Here is a 17,620-nt window from a genome sequence, read left to right as displayed (position 1 = left end):
ACTGCCTGTCAGCCGATCATTTGATCATCTGACGTTTATCGAGAACCGAATCCACCAGACCATACTCGGCGGCACGCTCGGCGCTCATGAAGTTGTCGCGGTTGGTGTCGCGCTCGATGGTTTCCAGCGACTGGCCTGTGTGATGGGCCAGCAACTCGTTCAGGCGCTGGCGAATGTACAGGATTTCCTTGGCATGGATGTCGATGTCCGACGCCTGCCCCTGGAATCCGCCCAACGGCTGGTGAATCATCACGCGGGAATTCGGCAATGCGAAACGCTTGCCTTTGGCCCCGCCAGCCAAAAGGAACGCGCCCATGCTGCAAGCTTGCCCCATCACAGTGGTCGACACATCCGGCTTGATGAACTGCATGGTGTCGTAGATCGCCATGCCCGCCGTCACCGAACCGCCTGGCGAGTTAATGTACAGATGGATGTCCTTGTCCGGGTTTTCCGCTTCAAGGAAGAGCAACTGCGCCGAGATCAGGTTGGCCATGTAGTCTTCGACCGGGCCGACCAGGAAAATCACACGTTCCTTGAGCAGACGGGAGTAGATGTCATAGGCGCGTTCGCCACGGGCGGACTGCTCGATAACCATCGGGACCAGGCCGCCAGCGGCCTGGATGTCAGAGTGCTGCTGAATATAAGAATTGCGGGACATGTCTCGCATTCACTCCCAAATAGTCATGTCTTGAATACGCATAAGCCAGCACGAAGGCTGGCTTATGGTGTTTTCGAACGAGAGAAAGAAATCAGTCGGCTTTTGGAGCTTCCACCGGCTTGACGGCTTCTTCGTACGAGACCGCTTTATCGGTCACGCTCGCTTTCTGCAAAACAGTATCCACAACTTGCTCTTCCAGCACAACCGAACGCACTTCGTTCATCTGCTGTTCGTTCTTGTAATACCAGGCCACCACCTGCTCCGGCTCCTGATAAGCGGACGCCATTTCCTGGATCAGGTCGCGAACGCGGGCTTCATCAGGCTTGAGGTCGAACTGCTTGACCACTTCGGCGACGATCAGACCCAGCTCGACACGACGCTTGGCCTGCTCTTCGAACAGCTCGGCGGGCAGTTGGTCAGGCTTGATGTTGCCACCGAACTGTTGAACGGCCTGCACGCGCAGACGGTTCACTTCGTTTTCCAGCAAGGCTTTGGGGACTTCGATCGGGTTGGCCGCCAGCAGACCGTCCATGACCTGGTTCTTGACCTTGGACTTGATGGCCTGACGCAGCTCGCGCTCCATGTTCTTGCGAACTTCGGCGCGGAAACCTTCCAGGCTCGACTCCTTGATACCGAACTGGGTGAAGAACGCTTCGTTCAGCTCTGGCAGGACAGGTGCCGAAACCGAAGTCACGGTCACGGTGAACTCGGCGGCTTTGCCAGCCAGCTCCAGGTTCTGGTAGTCCTCGGGGAACGTGAGGTTCAGAACGCGCTCTTCGCCCGCCTTCGCACCCACCAGCCCGTCTTCGAAGCCAGGAATCATGCGGCCCGAGCCAAGCACCAGTTGAGTACCGGTTGCCGAGCCACCGGAAAAGGCTTCGCCGTCGATTTTGCCGACGAAGTCGATGGTCAGTTGATCTTCGTTCGCAGCGGCGCGGTCGACAGCTTCGTAACGAACGTTCTGCTTGCGCAGGATTTCGAGCATGTTGTCCAGATCGGAGTCCGCGACATCAGCTGACAGACGCTCTACCGAAACCGACTCGAAGCCCGCAACGGAAAACTCAGGGAACACTTCGAAGGTGGCGACGTACTCGAGATCCTTGCCTTTTTCGAAGGCTTTGGGCTCGACAGAAGGCGCGCCGGCCGGGTTCAGTTTTTGCTCGACGACGGCTTCGTAGAAGGTCGCCTGGATCAGATCGCCCAGCGCTTCCTGACGGGCGCCATCCTCATAACGCTGGCGGATCACGCTCATAGGCACTTTGCCAGGGCGGAAGCCCGGGATCTTGGCTTTACGTGCGGTCTGCTGCAGACGCTTGTTGACTTCGGTCTCGATGCGCTCAGCTGGCACGCCAATGGTCATGCGGCGCTCGAGAGCGGAAGTGTTTTCAACAGAAACTTGCATGGATATTCCTCGTTGCACAGACGTTAGCCGGCCGTTTCCGACCCCAGAATCAAGGGCAAGCATTCTAGTGGGTCAATCTCAAGAAGTCACCCTACTGAAGAAGGGTAAATACGATGGAATGCAACCAGAAGGAAAAGGAGGAAGATGCGAATCTTCGCGAGCGGTCTGGAACGCAGCTTGCGCCCTCTATATATAAGGAAGCGAAGCGCGACCGAATGTCGATCCATTCCCTGGAAACACTCCGGAAAAGCCCGTGTGCGAGAGCGTGACGGGCTCGCTCCAGCGTGAAACCGATACGCCGAAACAAAAAAAGCCGCACGGGGCGGCTTTTTCCAAACCTCGAATCGCCATTGGCGATGTTCAGGGCTTTTAACTGGTGCGGACGAAGAGACTCGAACTCTTACGCCTCGCGGCGCTGGAACCTAAATCCAGTGTGTCTACCAATTCCACCACGTCCGCGTTTTGAAGCGCTTCTTAAAGCAAAGGCGCCAGACTATCAATCTGGCGCCTTTTCGAATATGGGGTGGACGATGGGGATCGAACCCACGACAACAGGAGTCACAATCCTGTGCTCTACCAACTGAGCTACGCCCACCATATCGCGTTACAACCTACTTGTGCCAAAGCTGCCTGAAGTGGCGCACCCGGCAGGACTCGAACCTGCGACCATCCGCTTAGAAGGCGGATGCTCTATCCAGCTGAGCTACGGGCGCTGGTCAATTCGCTTTCTTTCGAAGGCAAACTAGAGCTTTCAATCACACTGAGTCGATTTAAACTCCACCTGACTTTACCAACCTTTCGACTTGATTTGCCGCTTCCGGCTTATCGTGTGTGGGGTTGTGCCCGACAAGTGCGACGAATCTTATAGACGACCTCCGGGGGCGTCAACACTTTTTTCTAAAAAATTCAGTTAATTAAAGGGCTTAGCTTATTAAGCGGACCAACCGCCTTTGCCCTTGGCCGTTGTCATGCGAGAATGCGCGCTCTTTTTCCCACCCTTCCGATGGTTAATCACGCGTAATGACTGCAAAACTAATAGACGGCAAAGCGATCGCAGCCAACCTTCGCCAGCAGATCGCCCAACGAGTCACCGAACGTCGCGAGCAAGGGCTGCGCACACCGGGCCTCGCGGTGATTCTGGTCGGCAGCGACCCCGCCTCTCAGGTTTACGTCTCGCACAAACGCAAAGACTGTGAAGAGGTCGGCTTCATTTCCCGGGCCTATGACCTGCCGGCCGCGACCACTCAGAGCGAATTGACCGATCTGATCGACAGCCTCAACGAAGATCCGGCCATCGACGGCATCCTGCTGCAACTCCCGCTACCGGAGCACCTGGATTCCTCACCCCTGCTGGAGCGGATCCGCCCGGACAAGGATGTCGATGGTTTCCACCCTTATAACGTTGGCCGTTTGGCGCAGCGCATTCCTCTGCTGCGGCCATGCACGCCGAAAGGCATCATGACCCTGCTGGAAAGCACGGGGGTCGATCTCTATGGCAAGGACGCGGTCGTGGTGGGCGCTTCCAATATCGTGGGCCGTCCAATGGCCATGGAATTGCTCCTGGCCGGTTGCACCGTCACGGTCACTCATCGGTTCACCGAAGACCTGGCGGGCCACGTGAGCCGCGCCGACCTGGTGGTTGTGGCAGCGGGCAAGCCCGGCCTGGTCAAGGGTGAGTGGATCAAGGAAGGCGCGATCGTGATCGACGTCGGCATCAACCGTCAGCAAGACGGCAAGCTGGTCGGCGACGTGGTGTACGAAACCGCCCTGCCCCGCGCGGGCTGGATCACCCCCGTTCCCGGCGGCGTCGGCCCGATGACGCGCGCGTGCCTGCTGGAGAATACCCTCTACGCCGCCGAAACGTTGCACGGTTGAGCAGCACGGCGTGAATGAAAACGGCACCTTGCGGGTGCCGTTTTTTTTTGCCTGGAAGCCTCAGGTCAGTGTCAGACCCGCTGGCCATTTCTCACTTCTTGGCCGCTTCCCAGCTTTTGAGCAGGTCCGAATAGGCGATGGTTTCGCCCTTCGGCTTCTCGTTCGCCAGTTTGCGCTGTGGTGCCAGGAACTTGCCACCGCTCTTCTCGGCTTTGCTGTACCACTCTTCCGCCGAAGTTTCGGGGTTCATTTTCGGCGCACAGCCACTCGCCTCCTGAACCTTGGAGCGCTCGATCCGGGTCATGATCGCATCCTGGTCCTTGGCCAGCCCGTCCAGCGCCGCTTGCGCGGTTTTCTCGCCGGTGACGGCTTCTGCCACGTGACTCCACCACAACTGCGCCAGCTTCGGATAATCCGGGACGTTGGTACCGGTTGGCGACCATTGCACACGGGCCGGGCTGCGGTAAAACTCGACCAGGCCACCGAGTTTTGGCGCCAGGGCAGTCATTTCCTTGGAGTTGATGTCCGATTCGCGAATCGGCGTCAGACCCACGATGGTTTTCTTCAGCGAGACCGACTTGGATGTCACGAACTGCGCATACAACCAGGCTGCCAGGCGTTTCTTCTCGTCAGACGATTTCAGGAACGTCCACGACCCTACGTCCTGATAGCCCAGTTTCATGCCCTCTTTCCAGTAGGGACCTTTCGGAGAAGGCGCCATTCGCCATTTTGGCGTGCCGTCGGCATTCATCACCGGCAGCCCCGGTTTGGTCATATCGGCCGTAAACGCGGTGTACCAGAAAATTTGCTGCGCGACGTTACCCTGGGAAGGCACCGGGCCCGATTCGGAGAAGGTCATCCCCGCGGCTTCCGGTGGCGCGTAGGCTTTTAGCCAATCGATGTATTTCTGGGTCGCGTAGACCGCGGCAGGGCCGTTGGTGTCGCCACCTCGGGTGATGCTGGAGCCGACAGGATGGCAGTCCTCGACTCGAATGCCCCACTCATCCACAGGCAACCCGTTCGGCAAGCCTTTGTCACCGCTGCCCGCCATGGAGAACCAGGCATCGGTGAAGCGCCAGCCAAGGGACGGGTCTTTCTTGCCGTAGTCCATGTGGCCATAGACTTTCTTGCCGTCGATTTCCTTCACGTCTTCACTGAAGAACTTGGCGATGTCCTCGTAGGCTGACCAGTTGACCGGAACCCCCAGTTCATAACCGTATTTGGCTTTGAACTTTTCCTTCAGGTCCGCGCGCTCGAACCAGTCGGCTCGGAACCAGTACAGGTTGGCGAACTGCTGGTCAGGCAACTGATACAGCTTTCCGTCCGGCGCCGTGGTGAACGAGGTGCCGATGAAGTCCTTGATGTCCAGCGTCGGCGACGTGACCTTCGCCCCTTCGGGGCTGGCCATCAGGTCTGTCAGAGACAGCGCCTTACCGTAGCGGAAATGAGTGCCGATCAGGTCCGAGTCATTGACCCAGCCGTCATAGATGCTCTTGTCCGACTGCATGGCGGTCTGCAGCTTCTCGATGACGTCACCTTCCTGAAGCAGGTCGTGGGTCACTTTGATACCGGTGATTTCGGTGAAGGCCTTGGCCAGGGTTTTCGATTCGTACTCGTGGGTGGTCAGGGTTTCGGACACCACCTTGATGTCCATGCCGCGGAACGGCTCGGCCGCCTTGATGAACCACTCCAATTCCTTGAGCTGATCGGCGTCGGACAAGGTGGTCGGCTTGAATTCGCTGGCCGCCCACTTCTTCGCGGCGTCTTCGTACTGATCCGCCCATGCCGACACGCTCAAGCCGCTGAGCATTACCATGGTCGCTACCGTCACACTATGTCGCAGCTTGTTTTTCTTATTGAACATAGACACCTCCAGTGTTGATTCTTATGTAGTCCCGCGTTTCAACCTGCTTGCATTTCCCGCCTACAACGAGAACGCCTTTCAACCGTTTACCCCCAACGCATCACCACCAGCAGCCAGATCAGAGACACTCCCGAGGCCACCCAGATGCTCCAGTCGGTGGCGCCGATCACCAGCAAATGCAGGTAGGCGCTGCCGAGAAGGCCGATGAACAACCGGTCCCCACGGGTGGTGGCCATTGGCAGAAAACCACGACGTTCGATGCTTGCCGAGCGCAATTCCCAGACCGTCATTGCCACCAGCAAGGCAGCGATCGATCCGAAAAACAGGGCAGTCGGCAGTGTCCAGGACATCCACTCCATTTCTTTGCCTCCCTCAGACCCGACCAAGGGCGAAGCCCTTGACCACATGGTTGCGTACGAACCAGATCACCAGCATGCCAGGCAGGATAGTCAACACCCCGGCGGCCGCCAGCACGCCCCAGTCGATACCTGACGCCGATACGGTACGGGTCATGACCGCCGCGATCGGCTTGGCATTGACCGACGTCAAGGTCCGCGCGAGCAACAATTCGACCCAGGAAAACATGAAGCAGAAGAACGCCGTGACACCGATCCCCGAGCCGATCAGCGGGATGAAAATCTTGCCGAAGAACTTGGGAAAGCTGTAACCGTCGATGTAGGCGGTTTCATCGATCTCCTTGGGCACGCCGGACATGAAGCCTTCCAGGATCCACACCGCCAACGGTACGTTGAACAGGCAGTGAGCGAGCGCGACAGCGATGTGGGTGTCGAACAGGCCGATCGACGAATACAGCTGGAAGAACGGCAACAGGAACACAGCCGGTGGCGCCATGCGGTTGGTCAGCAACCAGAAGAACAAATGCTTGTCGCCCAGAAAACGATAGCGGGAAAACGCATAGGCGGCGGGCAAGGCCACGCTCAGCGAGATCACGGTATTCAAGCAAACGTAATACAGCGAGTTGATATAGCCGCTGTACCAGCTCTCGTCGGTGAAGATCACCCGGTAGTTGGCCAGCGTGAAATCCTGCGGCCACAGGGTCAGGCCCCCGAGGATTTCGGTGTTGGTCTTGAAGGACATGTTGACCAGCCAATAGATCGGCACCAGCAGAAACAGCAGGTAGATCCACAAGGGCAGTGTCTTGCGCAGACTCATGGGTCGCTCCTCAGTTCTTTTCGCCGTGGGTCATGGCGGTGTAGAACACCCACGACACCAACAGAATGATCAGGAAATACACCAGCGAGAACGCCGCCGCCGGCCCCAGGTCGAACTGGCCGAGCGCCATGGTCGTCAGTGTCTGACTGAGGAAGGTGGTGGAGTTGCCTGGCCCACCCCCGGTCAAGACGAAGGGCTCGGTGTAGATCATGAAGCTGTCCATGAATCGCAACATCACGGCGATGAGCAGCACGCTCTTCATCTTCGGCAACTGGATATGTCGGAAGATGGCCCATTTGGATGCGCGATCGATCCGGGCCGCTTGGTAATACACGTCAGGAATCGCCCGCAGCCCCGAGTAGCAGAGCAGTGCCACCAGGGACGTCCAGTGCCAGACATCGATCACCAGCACCGTGACCCACGCATCCGAGGCGTTGCCTGCATAGTTGTAGTTGATGTGCAGCACGTTGTTCAGAAACCAGCCCAAAAGACCGATGTCTCCCCGACCGAAGATTTGCCAGATGGTGCCCACCACGTTCCACGGGATCAGCAGCGGGATCGTCATCAGGATCAGACACACCGAGGACCAGCGACCCTTGGTCGGCATGGTCAGGGCAATGCCGATGCCCAACGGAATTTCGATCAGTAACACGCAGCCCGAATAAATGAACTGGCGCAGTAAAGAATCGTGCAATCGCGGGTCCTGCAGCACCTGTTTGAACCAGTCGGCCCCGACGAAATAGCGGCTGGATTGGTCAAAGATGTCCTGCACGGAGTAGTTGACCACGGTCATCATCGGGATGATGGCGCTGAATGCCACCAAGAGAAACACCGGCAGCACCAGCCACCAGGCCTTGTTGTTCTGCACCTTACTCATGCGGCACCTCGCTGGCCGGCGTGCGATTCGACTCGGCCTCCAGCAGAAATTCATCGGCGTACAGCATCAACCACTGCGCTGGGAAGCTGATCCAGGCCTGGCCCTGAGGCACCGGCTTGTCTTCCTGCAAGCGGACTTTCAATGCCTGGCCTGCCAGGTTCAGCGTGAGAATCTTGTAGGTCCCCAAATCTTCGACGTAAGTCACCTGTGCGCACATCGCATCGTCGAACGGGCCGTCCCAAACATGGACGAACTCGGGCCGGATACCGACCTTGAGGGTTTTCCAGGGCGTCGAAGCCAACCGCTGCTGCAAGGCCTCCGGAAGCGGAAGGTGAATGCCGCCGAACCCCACACCGCCTGGCTCGGGAGTGACCTCGATCAGGTTCATGCCCGGGCTGCCGATGAAGTAACCGACGAAAGTGTGGTGAGGCTTTTCGAACAGCTCACGCGGGGTGCCGAACTGTACGATTTGCCCGCCATACATCACCGCGATCTTGTCGGCGAAGGTCGAGGCCTCCAATTGATCGTGGGTGACGTAGACCATGGTGATGTTGAATTGCTCGTGAATCTGCTTGAGCTTACGTCGCAGTTTCCACTTCAGGTGCGGGTCGATGACCGTTAGCGGCTCGTCGAACAGAATCGCCGACACGTCGTCTCGTACCAGCCCGCGCCCCATGGAGACCTTCTGTTTCTCGTCGGCGGTGAGGTTTCTGGCCTTCTTCTTCAGCAGCGGTTGCAAGTCCAGCACCTCGGCGATTTCCTGCACCTTGGTCTGAATCTTCGGCTCTGGCATGCCTTGATTGCGCAGCGGAAATGCCAGGTTGTCGTACACCGTCATGGTGTCGTAGACCACGGGAAACTGGAAAACCTGAGCGATGTTGCGCTGCTCGGGGGACATCTCGTTGACCAGGGTCGAATCGAACAGCACCTTGCCTTCCGACGGGCTGAGCAAACCGGAAATGATGTTGAGCAACGTGGACTTCCCGCACCCCGATGGCCCGAGCAAAGCGTACGCCCCGCCCTGCTCCCAGATATGAGTCATCTCGCGGATCGCGTAGTCTTCAGGGCCTGTGGGATTTGCGCTGTAGCTATGTGCGAGTTGTTGCAATCGGATCTCGGCCATCAGGCAACCCTCGCCATGCGCAGGCCCGGCGCTTGAATCAGACCGCCCTGCTGATCGAAAACGAACAGTTTGTGAGTGGGGATGTACACCCGAATCGGCGTATCGACGTCGTATTCATGAACACCCGGCAAGTGCAGCACCAATGAGAAGTGCTCGTTGCGCACATGCAGGAAGGTTTCCGAACCGCTGATTTCTGCAAGTTCGACGGTAACCGCCAGTTCCAGATCGTCATCGTTGGACGGCACCAGGCTCAAGTGGCTGGGGCGCACGCCGAAACGGTAGTCGCCATCGCCGATCTTGCGCAGGTCAACGTTGAGCGGGAAGTGCACGAAATTGGCAAAGCTGACTTCATTGCCCTCGATGCGCCCCGGCATCAGGTTGATCGGAGGCTCGGAGAACAGCTCGGCCGCTAGCACGGTTTTCGGCTGGTGATACACCTCAGACGTCTTGCCGCTCTGAATCACCCGACCTTCGTGAAGGATCGTGGTGGTCCCGCCCAAGGCCAATGCTTCGTTGGGCTCGGTAGTGGCATAGACCGCAATGGTGTTGCGAGTCTCGAACAACTGGCGCATTTCCTGACGCAGCTCTTCACGCAGCTTGTAATCGAGGTTGACCAACGGCTCATCGAACAGAATCAGCTCGGCGTCCTTGACCAGGGCGCGGGCCATGGCCGTGCGCTGCTGTTGGCCACCGGAGAGTTCAAGGGGGTAACGGCCGAGAAACTTCTCGATCCGCAGCATCCCGGCGGTTTCACGCACGCGGCGCTCGATTTCGTCTTTAGGCATCTTTGCCTGACGCAGCGGCGAGGCGATGTTGTCGAACACCGTCATGCTGGGGTAGTTGATGAACTGCTGATAGACCATCGAAACGTTGCGGTGCCGCACCGCAACCTGGGTGACATCTTTGCCATTCATCAGTACCCGGCCGCTGTCCGGCTTGTCCAGGCCGGCCATCAAGCGCATCAGGCTGGTTTTGCCTGATAAGGTGCGCCCCAGCAATACGTTGAATGACCCAGGTTCGAAGCTCAGCGAGGCGTCGTCGATCCAGATCTGACCGTCGACCGTGCGGCTGACGTGCTCAAGCGTGAGAGACATGACGTGCCCTTTGTTATTTGTCTTGTTCGGGTGAAGCGTTTTTGAATCTTGCGGGTGACATTCGTCGACCGCTTGTTGGATAGCGACAATCGTGCCAAACCATCTTCGCAAGTGAACACGACGCCAGAAGCACCGTTCCAGAGCCTTCAACGTCACCTGCTCTGCGAATGAACATTCGTAGGTGAACACAAATGAACAGGAAAGACTGAACAGCTGAACAAAATGAACATTGACTTTGAACACATCTGAACAACAATGGGTGAACGTTTCGAGCACGGATGCTCCGCCAAAGCGGTACCCCAAAAAACAATAAAAGCATCAGGACGGAGCCAGCCTATGGCCGCTACAGCTCACGACACGATCATTCTGGATTCTTGGGCCCGCTGCCGAGAGTTCGGCCTGGACCATCAATCCCGCCCCGCCTTCAACCGCTTGCCTGAGCGGCAGATCGCTCAACTGCTGGAACGCCACCATTCGTTGGTGCAGACGACCCATCAGCAGGTCCTGCCCTTCTACGAGAACATCCTCAGCAATTCGAATTGCCTGATTCTCCTGGCCGATCAGCAAGGTCAAGTGCTTAATTCGTGGGGCACCAAACGCTTCGTCGAACCCGACCAGCAGCAGGGGTTCGTCGCAGGCGCCAACTGGCTGGAGCGTGGCGTCGGGACAAACGCCATCGGCACCGCGCTGGCCTGTGAACAGGCCGTGCACATCGAACACGACGAGCATTTTCTCAAGGCCAACCGGTTCATGACCGGTTCTGCGGCGCCCATCTTCGACGCGTCGAGACGGATGATCGCGGTGCTGGATGTGTCCAGCGACAGCTTCCTGCCTCCCTCGCACACGCTGGGGATGGTGAAGATGATGAGCCAGACCATCGAGAATCGGCTGATCCTCGACCAATTCCAGCACGGCTATTTCCAATTGACCTTCAACACCGGCCTGAACAACCTGGACAGTCAGTGGGCTGGGTTGCTGGTGTTCGACGAAAGCGGCCGAATCCTGTGCGCGAATCGTCGTGCCGACAACCTGCTGGGCGTCAGCCTGCTGCACGCCAATATCGAGAACCTGTTCAAAACGCCGGTCGCGCACCTGCTGGACCAACAGGAAGGCCAGCCCTTCGCACTTCAGGCCGCAGGGCACAACCGTTTCCATGGCTCGATCAGGCGCCCGACCGCGCCGGTGCCCACGTTGCGCAGCATCACGTCCGCGCCCCAGCCCCGGCCTGCAATCATCGGCGACGAGAAGGTCGCCAAGGCGGCTCGCCAGGCCCAGCGGTTGTTGGAAAAGAACGTCCCGCTGCTGATCCTCGGCGAGACCGGAGCGGGAAAGGAGGTGTTCGTCAAAAACCTGCATCAGGCCAGTTCGCGGGCCAGTCAGCCCTTCATCGCGGTGAACTGCGCGGCCATTCCCTCGGAACTGGTGGAGGCCGAGTTGTTCGGCTACGAAAAAGGCGCGTTCACCGGGGCTCACCCTAAAGGCAGCATCGGCCTGATTCGCAAGGCGGACAAAGGCACGCTGTTTCTCGACGAGATCGGCGACATGCCGCTGCCCGTCCAGGCCCGCTTGCTGCGCGTGTTGCAAGAGCGTTGCGTCCAGCCATTGGGCAGCAGCGAGCTGTTCCCGGTGGATATACGCGTCATTTCGGCGACCCACTGTTCGTTGCGCGAGCAGGTGCAAAGCGGGCGCTTCCGGCAGGACCTGTATTACCGCATCAGCGGGCTGAACCTTGAACTGCCGCCACTGCGGGACCGCACCGACAAGGCCGCTCTGGTCCATGCCATCTGGGAGCAGTACCGTGAGCCGCAGCAGAGGGCAGGCTTCGAGCCGTCGGTCCTGGCGCTGTTCGAGCGGCATCCATGGCCCGGCAATCTGCGCCAACTGAGCAACGTGATCCAGGTGGCGCTGGCGCTGGCGGACGATCAGCCCATTTCAACCGAGCATTTGCCGGAAGATTTCTTCGCGGATTTGGAGCTTTTCGAATTGGGCAGCGCTAGTCCACAGCCGGAAATGCCTTTCAAGCGCAAAATGGCGCTGGACACGCCGGAGGAACTGAACGAGTTGCTGCAAGCTGCCGGGGGCAACATTTCGCAGTTGGCCAAACGGCTGGGAGTGAGCCGCAACACCTTGTACAAGCGGTTGCGCGAACAGGGTTTCTGACTGTGGATTAGTGCCGCCAGAGCCTACGCCGTCGCGGGCAAGCGCGCTCCTACAGGTGGAACGCGATCACTGTAGGAGCGCGCTTGCCCGCGACAGCGTCAGGCCTGCGATGAAGATCCGTCTGACACCCCTCGATCTCGGGCAACCGCAATCCCACAGAGGATCAGTAGCGCACGACGGTTCCGCGACGGCCGCACATCCCGTAGGAGCGCGCTTGCCCGCGACAGCGTCGAGCCTGCGATGAAGATCCGCCTGACACACCCCATGGCAGGCAAGCGCGATCCCACAACAGATCAGTAGCACACGACGGTTCCGCGACGGCCGCAAATCCCGTAGGAGCGCGCTTGCCCGCGACAGCGTCAGGCCTGCGATGAAGATCCATCTGACACCCCTCGATCTCGGGCAACCGCAATCCCACAGCGGGATCAGTAGCGCACGACGGTTCCGCGACGGCCGCAAATCCCGTAGGAGCGCACTTGCCCGCGACAGCGTCGGACCTGCGATGAAGATCCGCCTGACACACCCCAAGGCAGGCAAGCGCGATCCCACAGCAGATCAGGAGCGCACGTGAGTTCCCGACGGCCACGAATCCCGTAGGAGCGCACTTACCCGCGACAGCGTCGGGCCTGCGATGAAGATCCATCTGACACCCCGCCATGGCGGGTAAGCGCGAACCTACCGCGATAACGTTTTATCAGGCGCTAGCGATCAATCCGCCAAACGCCAGGTCGTTGTGCCCTTGCTGTCTTCCACGACCACCCCCATGGCAGTGAGTTCGTCACGGATGCGGTCGGATTCACCCCAGTTCTTATCCGCACGCGCCTGGAGGCGTGCAGCGATCAACGCCTCGACCTGGGCCGCATCCACCCGCCCTTCTGCACCGGCGCGCAGAAAATCGTCTGCCTCCAGTTGCAGCACACCCAACACACTAGCCAATTGCTTGAGCCGGGCGGCCAGACCGGCCGCGGCGGCCACGTCGGAATCGCGCAAACGGTTGATTTCCCGGACCATCTCGAACAGCACTGCACAGGCTTCCGGCGTACCGAAGTCGTCGTCCATTGCCGCCGAAAAACGCTCGACGAATGCCTCGCCGCCAGCAGCTTCCGCCACGGGCAACCCTTTCAGCGCGTGATAGAAGCGCTCCAACGCGCCTTTGGATTCTTTCAGGCTGTCTTCGGAATAGTTGATCGCACTGCGGTAATGGCTGGACACCAGCAGGTAGCGCACCACTTCCGGATGGTATTTATCCAGCACGTCGCGGATGGTGAAGAAGTTGTTCAAGGATTTGGACATCTTCTCGCCATTGATGCGGATCATGCCGCAATGCATCCAGGCATTGGCGTAGGTCTTGCCGGTTGCCGCCTCGCTCTGGGCAATTTCGTTCTCGTGGTGCGGGAATTCCAGATCGGAGCCGCCACCATGAATGTCGAACGTCTCACCCAAGCAGCACGTCGACATCACCGAGCATTCAATGTGCCACCCCGGACGCCCTGGCCCCCATGGCGACTCCCAGCTCGGCTCGCCCGGCTTGACGCCTTTCCACAGCACGAAATCCAGAGGATCGTCTTTCGCTTCGTCGACCTCGATCCGCGCACCGATGCGCAGGTCTTCGATCTTCTTGCGCGACAGCTTGCCGTAGCCCAGGAATTTCCCGACGCGGTAATACACGTCGCCATTGCCCGGCGCATAGGCATAATCCTTGTCGATCAAGCGCTGGATCATGTCGTGCATGCCACCGATGTAATCCGTGGCGCGGGGTTCCAGGTCCGGCTTGAGAATGTTCAGGCGCGCTTCGTCTTCATGCATCGCGTCGATCATGCGTGCTGTCAGCGCGTCGAACGGTTCGCCATTCTCGCGGGCGCGGTTGATGATCTTGTCGTCGATGTCCGTGATATTACGTACGTAGGTCAGGTCGTAGCCGCTGAAACGCAGCCAGCGGGTGACCAGGTCGAACGCGACCATGCTGCGGCCATGGCCCAGGTGGCAGTAGTCGTAGACGGTCATGCCGCAGACGTACATGCGCACCTTGTTGCCATCTAGCGGTTTGAAGACTTCTTTGCTCTTGGTGAGCGTGTTGTAGATCGAAAGCACTGTCCTACCTCAACTCCAGGAATCGCGCAGTGTCACTGTGCGGTTGAATACCGGCTTACCCGGTTTCGAGTCCTTCAGATCCGCGCAGAAATACCCTTCGCGTTCGAACTGGAAACGGTCTTCCGGCTGAGCTTCGCCCAACGATGGCTCGGCCCGACAACCAGTGAGCACTTGCAGTGAGCCCGGGTTGATGTTGTCCAGGAAGGTCTTGCCCTCCTCCGCCTTTTCAGGGTTCGCGGACAGGAACAGGCGGTCATAGAGGCGCACTTCGCACTCGACGCTTTCAGCGGCAGGCACCCAGTGGATGACGCCCTTGACCTTCCGCCCTTCCGGGTTCTTGCCCAAGGTGTCCGGGTCATAGGAGCAACGCAATTCGACGATGTTGCCCTCGGCGTCCTTGATCGCCTCATCGGCACGGATCACGTAGCTGCCCCGCAGGCGCACTTCGCCGTTCGGCTCCAGGCGCTTGTAGCCTTTTGGCGGTTCTTCCATGAAGTCATCGCGATCGATGTAGATCTCACGAGAGAACGGCAACTTGCGAACGCCCAGCGCTTCCTGCTGCGGATGCCGCGGCAGCTCCAAATGATCGACCTTGCCCTCGGGGTAGTTGGTGATGACGACCTTCAAGGGGCGCAGCACGCACATGGCGCGCGGCGCATTGTGGTCCAGATCCTGGCGGATGCTGAATTCGAGCATGCCGAAATCGACGACACCGTCGGAACGGTTGGTGCCGATCATCTCGCAGAAGTTGCGGATCGACGCCGGGGTGTAGCCGCGGCGACGGAAGCCCGACAGGGTCGACATGCGCGGGTCGTCCCAGCCGCTGACGTGCTGTTCGTCCACCAATTGCTTGAGCTTGCGCTTGCTGGTGATGGTGTAGTTCAGGTTAAGGCGCGAGAACTCGTACTGGCGCGGTTTGCAGGGCACCGGCAGGTTGTCGAGGAACCAGTCGTACAGCGGACGGTGGCTTTCGAATTCAAGGGTGCAGATCGAGTGAGTGATGCCCTCGATGGCATCCGACTGCCCGTGGGTGAAGTCGTAGATCGGATAGATGCACCACTTGTCGCCGGTCTGGTGGTGATGGGCGTGGCGGATGCGGTACAGGATCGGGTCACGCAGGTTCATGTTAGGCGACGCCATGTCGATCTTCGCACGCAGCACGCGGGCGCCGTCTTCGAATTCGCCGTCTTTCATGCGGGTGAACAGGTCCAGGTTTTCCTCGACGCTGCGATCGCGGAACGGGCTGTTCTTGCCGGGTTCGGTCAGGGTGCCACGGTATTCCCGAGCCTGCTCGGGCGTCAGGTCGTCGACGTAGGCCTTGCCGGCCTTGATCAGGTCGATGGCCCACAGGTAAAGCTGGTCGAAATACTGCGAGGCATAGCGCACTTCACCGGCCCATTCGAAGCCCAGCCATTTGACGTCGCGCTCGATGGCGTCGATGTATTCCTGATCTTCCTTGGCCGGGTTGGTGTCGTCGAAGCGCAGGTGCGTGACGCCGCCGAATTCCTGAGCCAGACCAAAATTGACGCAGATCGATTTGGCATGACCAATGTGCAGGTAGCCGTTGGGCTCCGGCGGAAAGCGGGTCACGATCTTGGTGTGCTTGCCCGAATCCAGGTCTGCCTGCACGATCGGGCGCAGGAAGTTGGTGGGAATGGCAGGGCCTGCCTTGGTATTGGCAGCAGCGTCTTGAGTGGGCTTGCTCATAGGATCCTTGAAAACCTGACAGTCGCGGCCAGGGTAGGCCGAATAAATCAAAGCGCCTATCATAGCCGAACCTGTCAAGCCCCTGACAGCGCGGCGTGACAAAACTGCCGCACCCGGGCCGCAATGCTGTGCTCCAGCGTTTCAATCGTGACTTTCGTTTGTACGGCTGGCCTCTGTAAACTGCGCGTCTGGGTGAAATCCGCGACACTTGCAGCCTCAAAGCGGCGTTGCAATCCGCGATCGACACGTCCAACCACGCATTCCAAAAGAGCGACTGAGCACATGTCCAAAGTAAAGCTGACCACCAACCACGGTGACATCGTCCTGCAACTGAACGCTGAAAAAGCGCCGATCACTGTCGCCAACTTCATCGAATACGTAAACGCTGGTCACTACAGCAACACCGTATTCCACCGCGTCATCGGCAACTTCATGATCCAGGGCGGCGGTTTCGAACCCGGCATGAAGGAAAAGAAAGACAAGCGTCCAAGCATCCAGAACGAAGCCGACAACGGCCTGCCGAACAAGAAGTACTCGATCGCCATGGCCCGTACCATGGAACCGCATTCGGCCTCGGCGCAATTCTTCATCAACGTCGCAGACAACAGCTTCCTGAACCACAGCGCCAAGACCGTCCAGGGCTGGGGCTATGCCGTATTCGGTGAAGTGATCGAAGGTTCGGACACCGTCGACAAGATCAAGGGCGTGGCCACCACCTCCAAAGCGGGCCATCAGGACGTACCACAAGAAGACGTGATCATCGAGAAAGCCGAGATCATTGAGTGATACTGCTGATCTCCGATCTGCATCTGGAAGAAGGACGCCCGGACATCACCCGGGCGTTTCTGGATCTGCTCAGCGACCGCGCCCGCGGTGCCGAGTCGCTGTACATTCTCGGGGACTTCTTCGAAGTCTGGATTGGCGACGACGCCATGTCGCCCTTCCAGCGCTCGATCTGCGAAGCGCTGCGTGCCCTGAGCGACAGCGGCACGCAGGTCTTCCTGATGCACGGCAACCGCGATTTCCTGATAGGCAAGGCGTTTTGCAAAGCGGCAGGTTGCACACTGCTGCGCGACGCGAGCGTGGTGCACTTCAACGGCGAACCGGTGTTATTGATGCACGGCGACAGCCTGTGCACCCGTGATGAAGGCTACATGCGGCTGCGCCGCTACCTGCGCAATCCGCTGACATTGTGGATATTGCGTCACCTTCCGCTAAGCACCCGGCACAAGCTGGCGCGCAAACTGCGCAGCGAAAGCCGCGCTCAGACGCGCATGAAAGCCAATGATATTGTCGATGTCACCCCGGACGAAGTGCCGCGGGTCATGGCGACCCATGGGGTAAAGACCTTGATCCATGGTCACACCCACCGTCCCGCCATCCACAAACTGCAGATCGGCAACGACACGGCGCAGCGCATCGTGCTGGGGGATTGGGACCGCGAAGGCTGGGCCTTGCAGGTCGATGAGCAGGGCTTCCAACTGACCTCTTTCGGGTTTGTGCCGGAGCAGCCGTTGGCGTTGCCGCACGGCCCTCAGACGCCTTGATCGTTCCCACGATCCGCGTGGGAATGCACCTCGTGACGCTCCGCGTCAC

General features: G+C 59.0%; 14 protein-coding genes and 3 tRNA genes. 4 read left to right on the top strand and 13 right to left on the bottom strand.

The window, feature by feature from the left end; all coding sequences use genetic code 11:
• Positions 1-16: 16 nt before the first annotated feature.
• The 5 genes from clpP to N5D61_RS10450 all read right to left on the bottom strand — a co-directional run bounded on the left by clpP (position 17) and on the right by N5D61_RS10450 (position 2,773).
• A complete protein-coding gene (clpP, locus tag N5D61_RS10470; RefSeq protein WP_108238226.1) occupies positions 17-658 on the bottom strand; it encodes an ATP-dependent Clp endopeptidase proteolytic subunit ClpP in 642 nt (213 codons plus the stop codon).
• Between the two features lie 91 nt (positions 659-749).
• Positions 750-2,060, bottom strand: coding sequence for a trigger factor (tig, locus tag N5D61_RS10465; protein ID WP_108238225.1), 1,311 nt, complete (start codon positions 2,058-2,060; stop codon positions 750-752).
• A gap of 374 nt (positions 2,061-2,434) precedes the next feature.
• A tRNA-Leu gene (locus tag N5D61_RS10460) sits at positions 2,435-2,519 on the bottom strand.
• Positions 2,520-2,579: 60 nt separating this feature from the next.
• Positions 2,580-2,655 (bottom strand) — tRNA-His (locus tag N5D61_RS10455).
• A gap of 41 nt (positions 2,656-2,696) precedes the next feature.
• Positions 2,697-2,773, bottom strand: a tRNA-Arg gene (locus N5D61_RS10450).
• 307 nt (positions 2,774-3,080) lie between these two features.
• Here N5D61_RS10450 and folD point away from each other — a divergent pair.
• Positions 3,081-3,935, top strand: coding sequence for a bifunctional methylenetetrahydrofolate dehydrogenase/methenyltetrahydrofolate cyclohydrolase FolD (gene folD / locus N5D61_RS10445; protein ID WP_279892504.1), 855 nt, complete (start codon positions 3,081-3,083; stop codon positions 3,933-3,935).
• Positions 3,936-4,026: 91 nt separating this feature from the next.
• Here folD and N5D61_RS10440 read toward each other — a convergent pair whose 3' ends face one another.
• From N5D61_RS10440 to N5D61_RS10415, 6 genes are all read right to left on the bottom strand, one after another.
• Positions 4,027-5,799 (bottom strand): ABC transporter substrate-binding protein, encoded by a 1,773-nt coding sequence (locus tag N5D61_RS10440; protein WP_108238223.1) that lies wholly within the window; start codon positions 5,797-5,799, stop codon positions 4,027-4,029.
• Between the two features lie 86 nt (positions 5,800-5,885).
• Positions 5,886-6,158 carry a DUF2160 domain-containing protein gene (locus N5D61_RS10435; protein WP_108238222.1) on the bottom strand — a complete coding sequence of 91 codons (273 nt, stop codon included), beginning with the start codon at positions 6,156-6,158 and terminating at the stop codon, positions 5,886-5,888.
• A 13-nt stretch (positions 6,159-6,171) separates the two neighbouring features.
• A complete protein-coding gene (locus tag N5D61_RS10430; RefSeq protein ID WP_108238221.1) occupies positions 6,172-6,972 on the bottom strand; it encodes a carbohydrate ABC transporter permease in 801 nt (266 codons plus the stop codon).
• Between the two features lie 10 nt (positions 6,973-6,982).
• Positions 6,983-7,849: a sugar ABC transporter permease gene (locus N5D61_RS10425; protein ID WP_108238220.1), complete on the bottom strand. Its 867-nt coding sequence runs from the start codon at positions 7,847-7,849 to the stop codon at positions 6,983-6,985.
• Entirely contained in the window at positions 7,842-8,972 is a 1,131-nt protein-coding gene (locus N5D61_RS10420; protein WP_279892499.1) for an ABC transporter ATP-binding protein, read from the bottom strand. The genes N5D61_RS10425 and N5D61_RS10420 overlap by 8 nt, the downstream gene beginning before the upstream one ends.
• Positions 8,972-10,066 (bottom strand): ABC transporter ATP-binding protein, encoded by a 1,095-nt coding sequence (locus tag N5D61_RS10415; RefSeq protein WP_108238306.1) that lies wholly within the window; start codon positions 10,064-10,066, stop codon positions 8,972-8,974. The genes N5D61_RS10420 and N5D61_RS10415 overlap by 1 nt, the downstream gene beginning before the upstream one ends.
• 336 nt (positions 10,067-10,402) lie before the next feature.
• Here N5D61_RS10415 and N5D61_RS10410 point away from each other — a divergent pair, with 336 nt between their 5' ends.
• Positions 10,403-12,226 (top strand): sigma-54-dependent Fis family transcriptional regulator, encoded by a 1,824-nt coding sequence (locus tag N5D61_RS10410; RefSeq protein ID WP_279892497.1) that lies wholly within the window; start codon positions 10,403-10,405, stop codon positions 12,224-12,226.
• A gap of 708 nt (positions 12,227-12,934) precedes the next feature.
• Here N5D61_RS10410 and cysS read toward each other — a convergent pair.
• Both cysS and N5D61_RS10400 read right to left on the bottom strand, forming a co-directional pair.
• Positions 12,935-14,317: a cysteine--tRNA ligase gene (gene cysS / locus N5D61_RS10405; protein ID WP_279892495.1), complete on the bottom strand. Its 1,383-nt coding sequence runs from the start codon at positions 14,315-14,317 to the stop codon at positions 12,935-12,937.
• A 9-nt stretch (positions 14,318-14,326) separates the two neighbouring features.
• Positions 14,327-16,024 (bottom strand): glutamine--tRNA ligase/YqeY domain fusion protein, encoded by a 1,698-nt coding sequence (locus N5D61_RS10400; RefSeq protein ID WP_108238305.1) that lies wholly within the window; start codon positions 16,022-16,024, stop codon positions 14,327-14,329.
• A gap of 282 nt (positions 16,025-16,306) precedes the next feature.
• On the opposite strand from N5D61_RS10400, the gene N5D61_RS10395 reads away from it, so the two are divergent.
• A complete protein-coding gene (locus N5D61_RS10395) occupies positions 16,307-16,810 on the top strand; it encodes a peptidylprolyl isomerase (RefSeq protein ID WP_108238216.1) in 504 nt (167 codons plus the stop codon).
• The gene (gene lpxH / locus N5D61_RS10390) at positions 16,807-17,571 is read left to right on the top strand and encodes a UDP-2,3-diacylglucosamine diphosphatase (RefSeq protein ID WP_279892492.1); all 765 of its coding nucleotides are present in this window, start codon (positions 16,807-16,809) and stop codon (positions 17,569-17,571) included. Before N5D61_RS10395 ends, lpxH begins: the two co-directional genes overlap by 4 nt.
• Positions 17,572-17,620: the final 49 nt, after the last annotated feature.

The organism is Pseudomonas sp. GD03842 (genome assembly GCF_029841165.1).
In the GTDB taxonomy this organism is placed as follows: Bacteria; Pseudomonadota; Gammaproteobacteria; order Pseudomonadales; family Pseudomonadaceae; genus Aquipseudomonas.
The sequence above is the reverse complement of the archived record's forward strand: the minus strand, read 5'-3'. Positions and strand labels throughout refer to the sequence as shown.

Excerpts from the sequence above, each read along its gene's own strand:
- clpP (WP_108238226.1), bottom strand. The coding sequence starts at position 658 with ATGTCCCGCAATTCTTATATTCAGCAGCACTCTGACATCCAGGCCGCT.
- tig (WP_108238225.1), bottom strand. The coding sequence starts at position 2,060 with ATGCAAGTTTCTGTTGAAAACACTTCCGCTCTCGAGCGCCGCATGACC.
- folD (WP_279892504.1), top strand. The coding sequence starts at position 3,081 with ATGACTGCAAAACTAATAGACGGCAAAGCGATCGCAGCCAACCTTCGC.
- N5D61_RS10440 (WP_108238223.1), bottom strand. The coding sequence starts at position 5,799 with ATGTTCAATAAGAAAAACAAGCTGCGACATAGTGTGACGGTAGCGACC.
- N5D61_RS10435 (WP_108238222.1), bottom strand. The coding sequence starts at position 6,158 with ATGGAGTGGATGTCCTGGACACTGCCGACTGCCCTGTTTTTCGGATCG.
- N5D61_RS10430 (WP_108238221.1), bottom strand. The coding sequence starts at position 6,972 with ATGAGTCTGCGCAAGACACTGCCCTTGTGGATCTACCTGCTGTTTCTG.
- N5D61_RS10425 (WP_108238220.1), bottom strand. The coding sequence starts at position 7,849 with ATGAGTAAGGTGCAGAACAACAAGGCCTGGTGGCTGGTGCTGCCGGTG.
- N5D61_RS10420 (WP_279892499.1), bottom strand. The coding sequence starts at position 8,972 with ATGGCCGAGATCCGATTGCAACAACTCGCACATAGCTACAGCGCAAAT.
- N5D61_RS10415 (WP_108238306.1), bottom strand. The coding sequence starts at position 10,066 with ATGTCTCTCACGCTTGAGCACGTCAGCCGCACGGTCGACGGTCAGATC.
- N5D61_RS10410 (WP_279892497.1), top strand. The coding sequence starts at position 10,403 with ATGGCCGCTACAGCTCACGACACGATCATTCTGGATTCTTGGGCCCGC.
- N5D61_RS10400 (WP_108238305.1), bottom strand. The coding sequence starts at position 16,024 with ATGAGCAAGCCCACTCAAGACGCTGCTGCCAATACCAAGGCAGGCCCT.
- N5D61_RS10395 (WP_108238216.1), top strand. The coding sequence starts at position 16,307 with ATGTCCAAAGTAAAGCTGACCACCAACCACGGTGACATCGTCCTGCAA.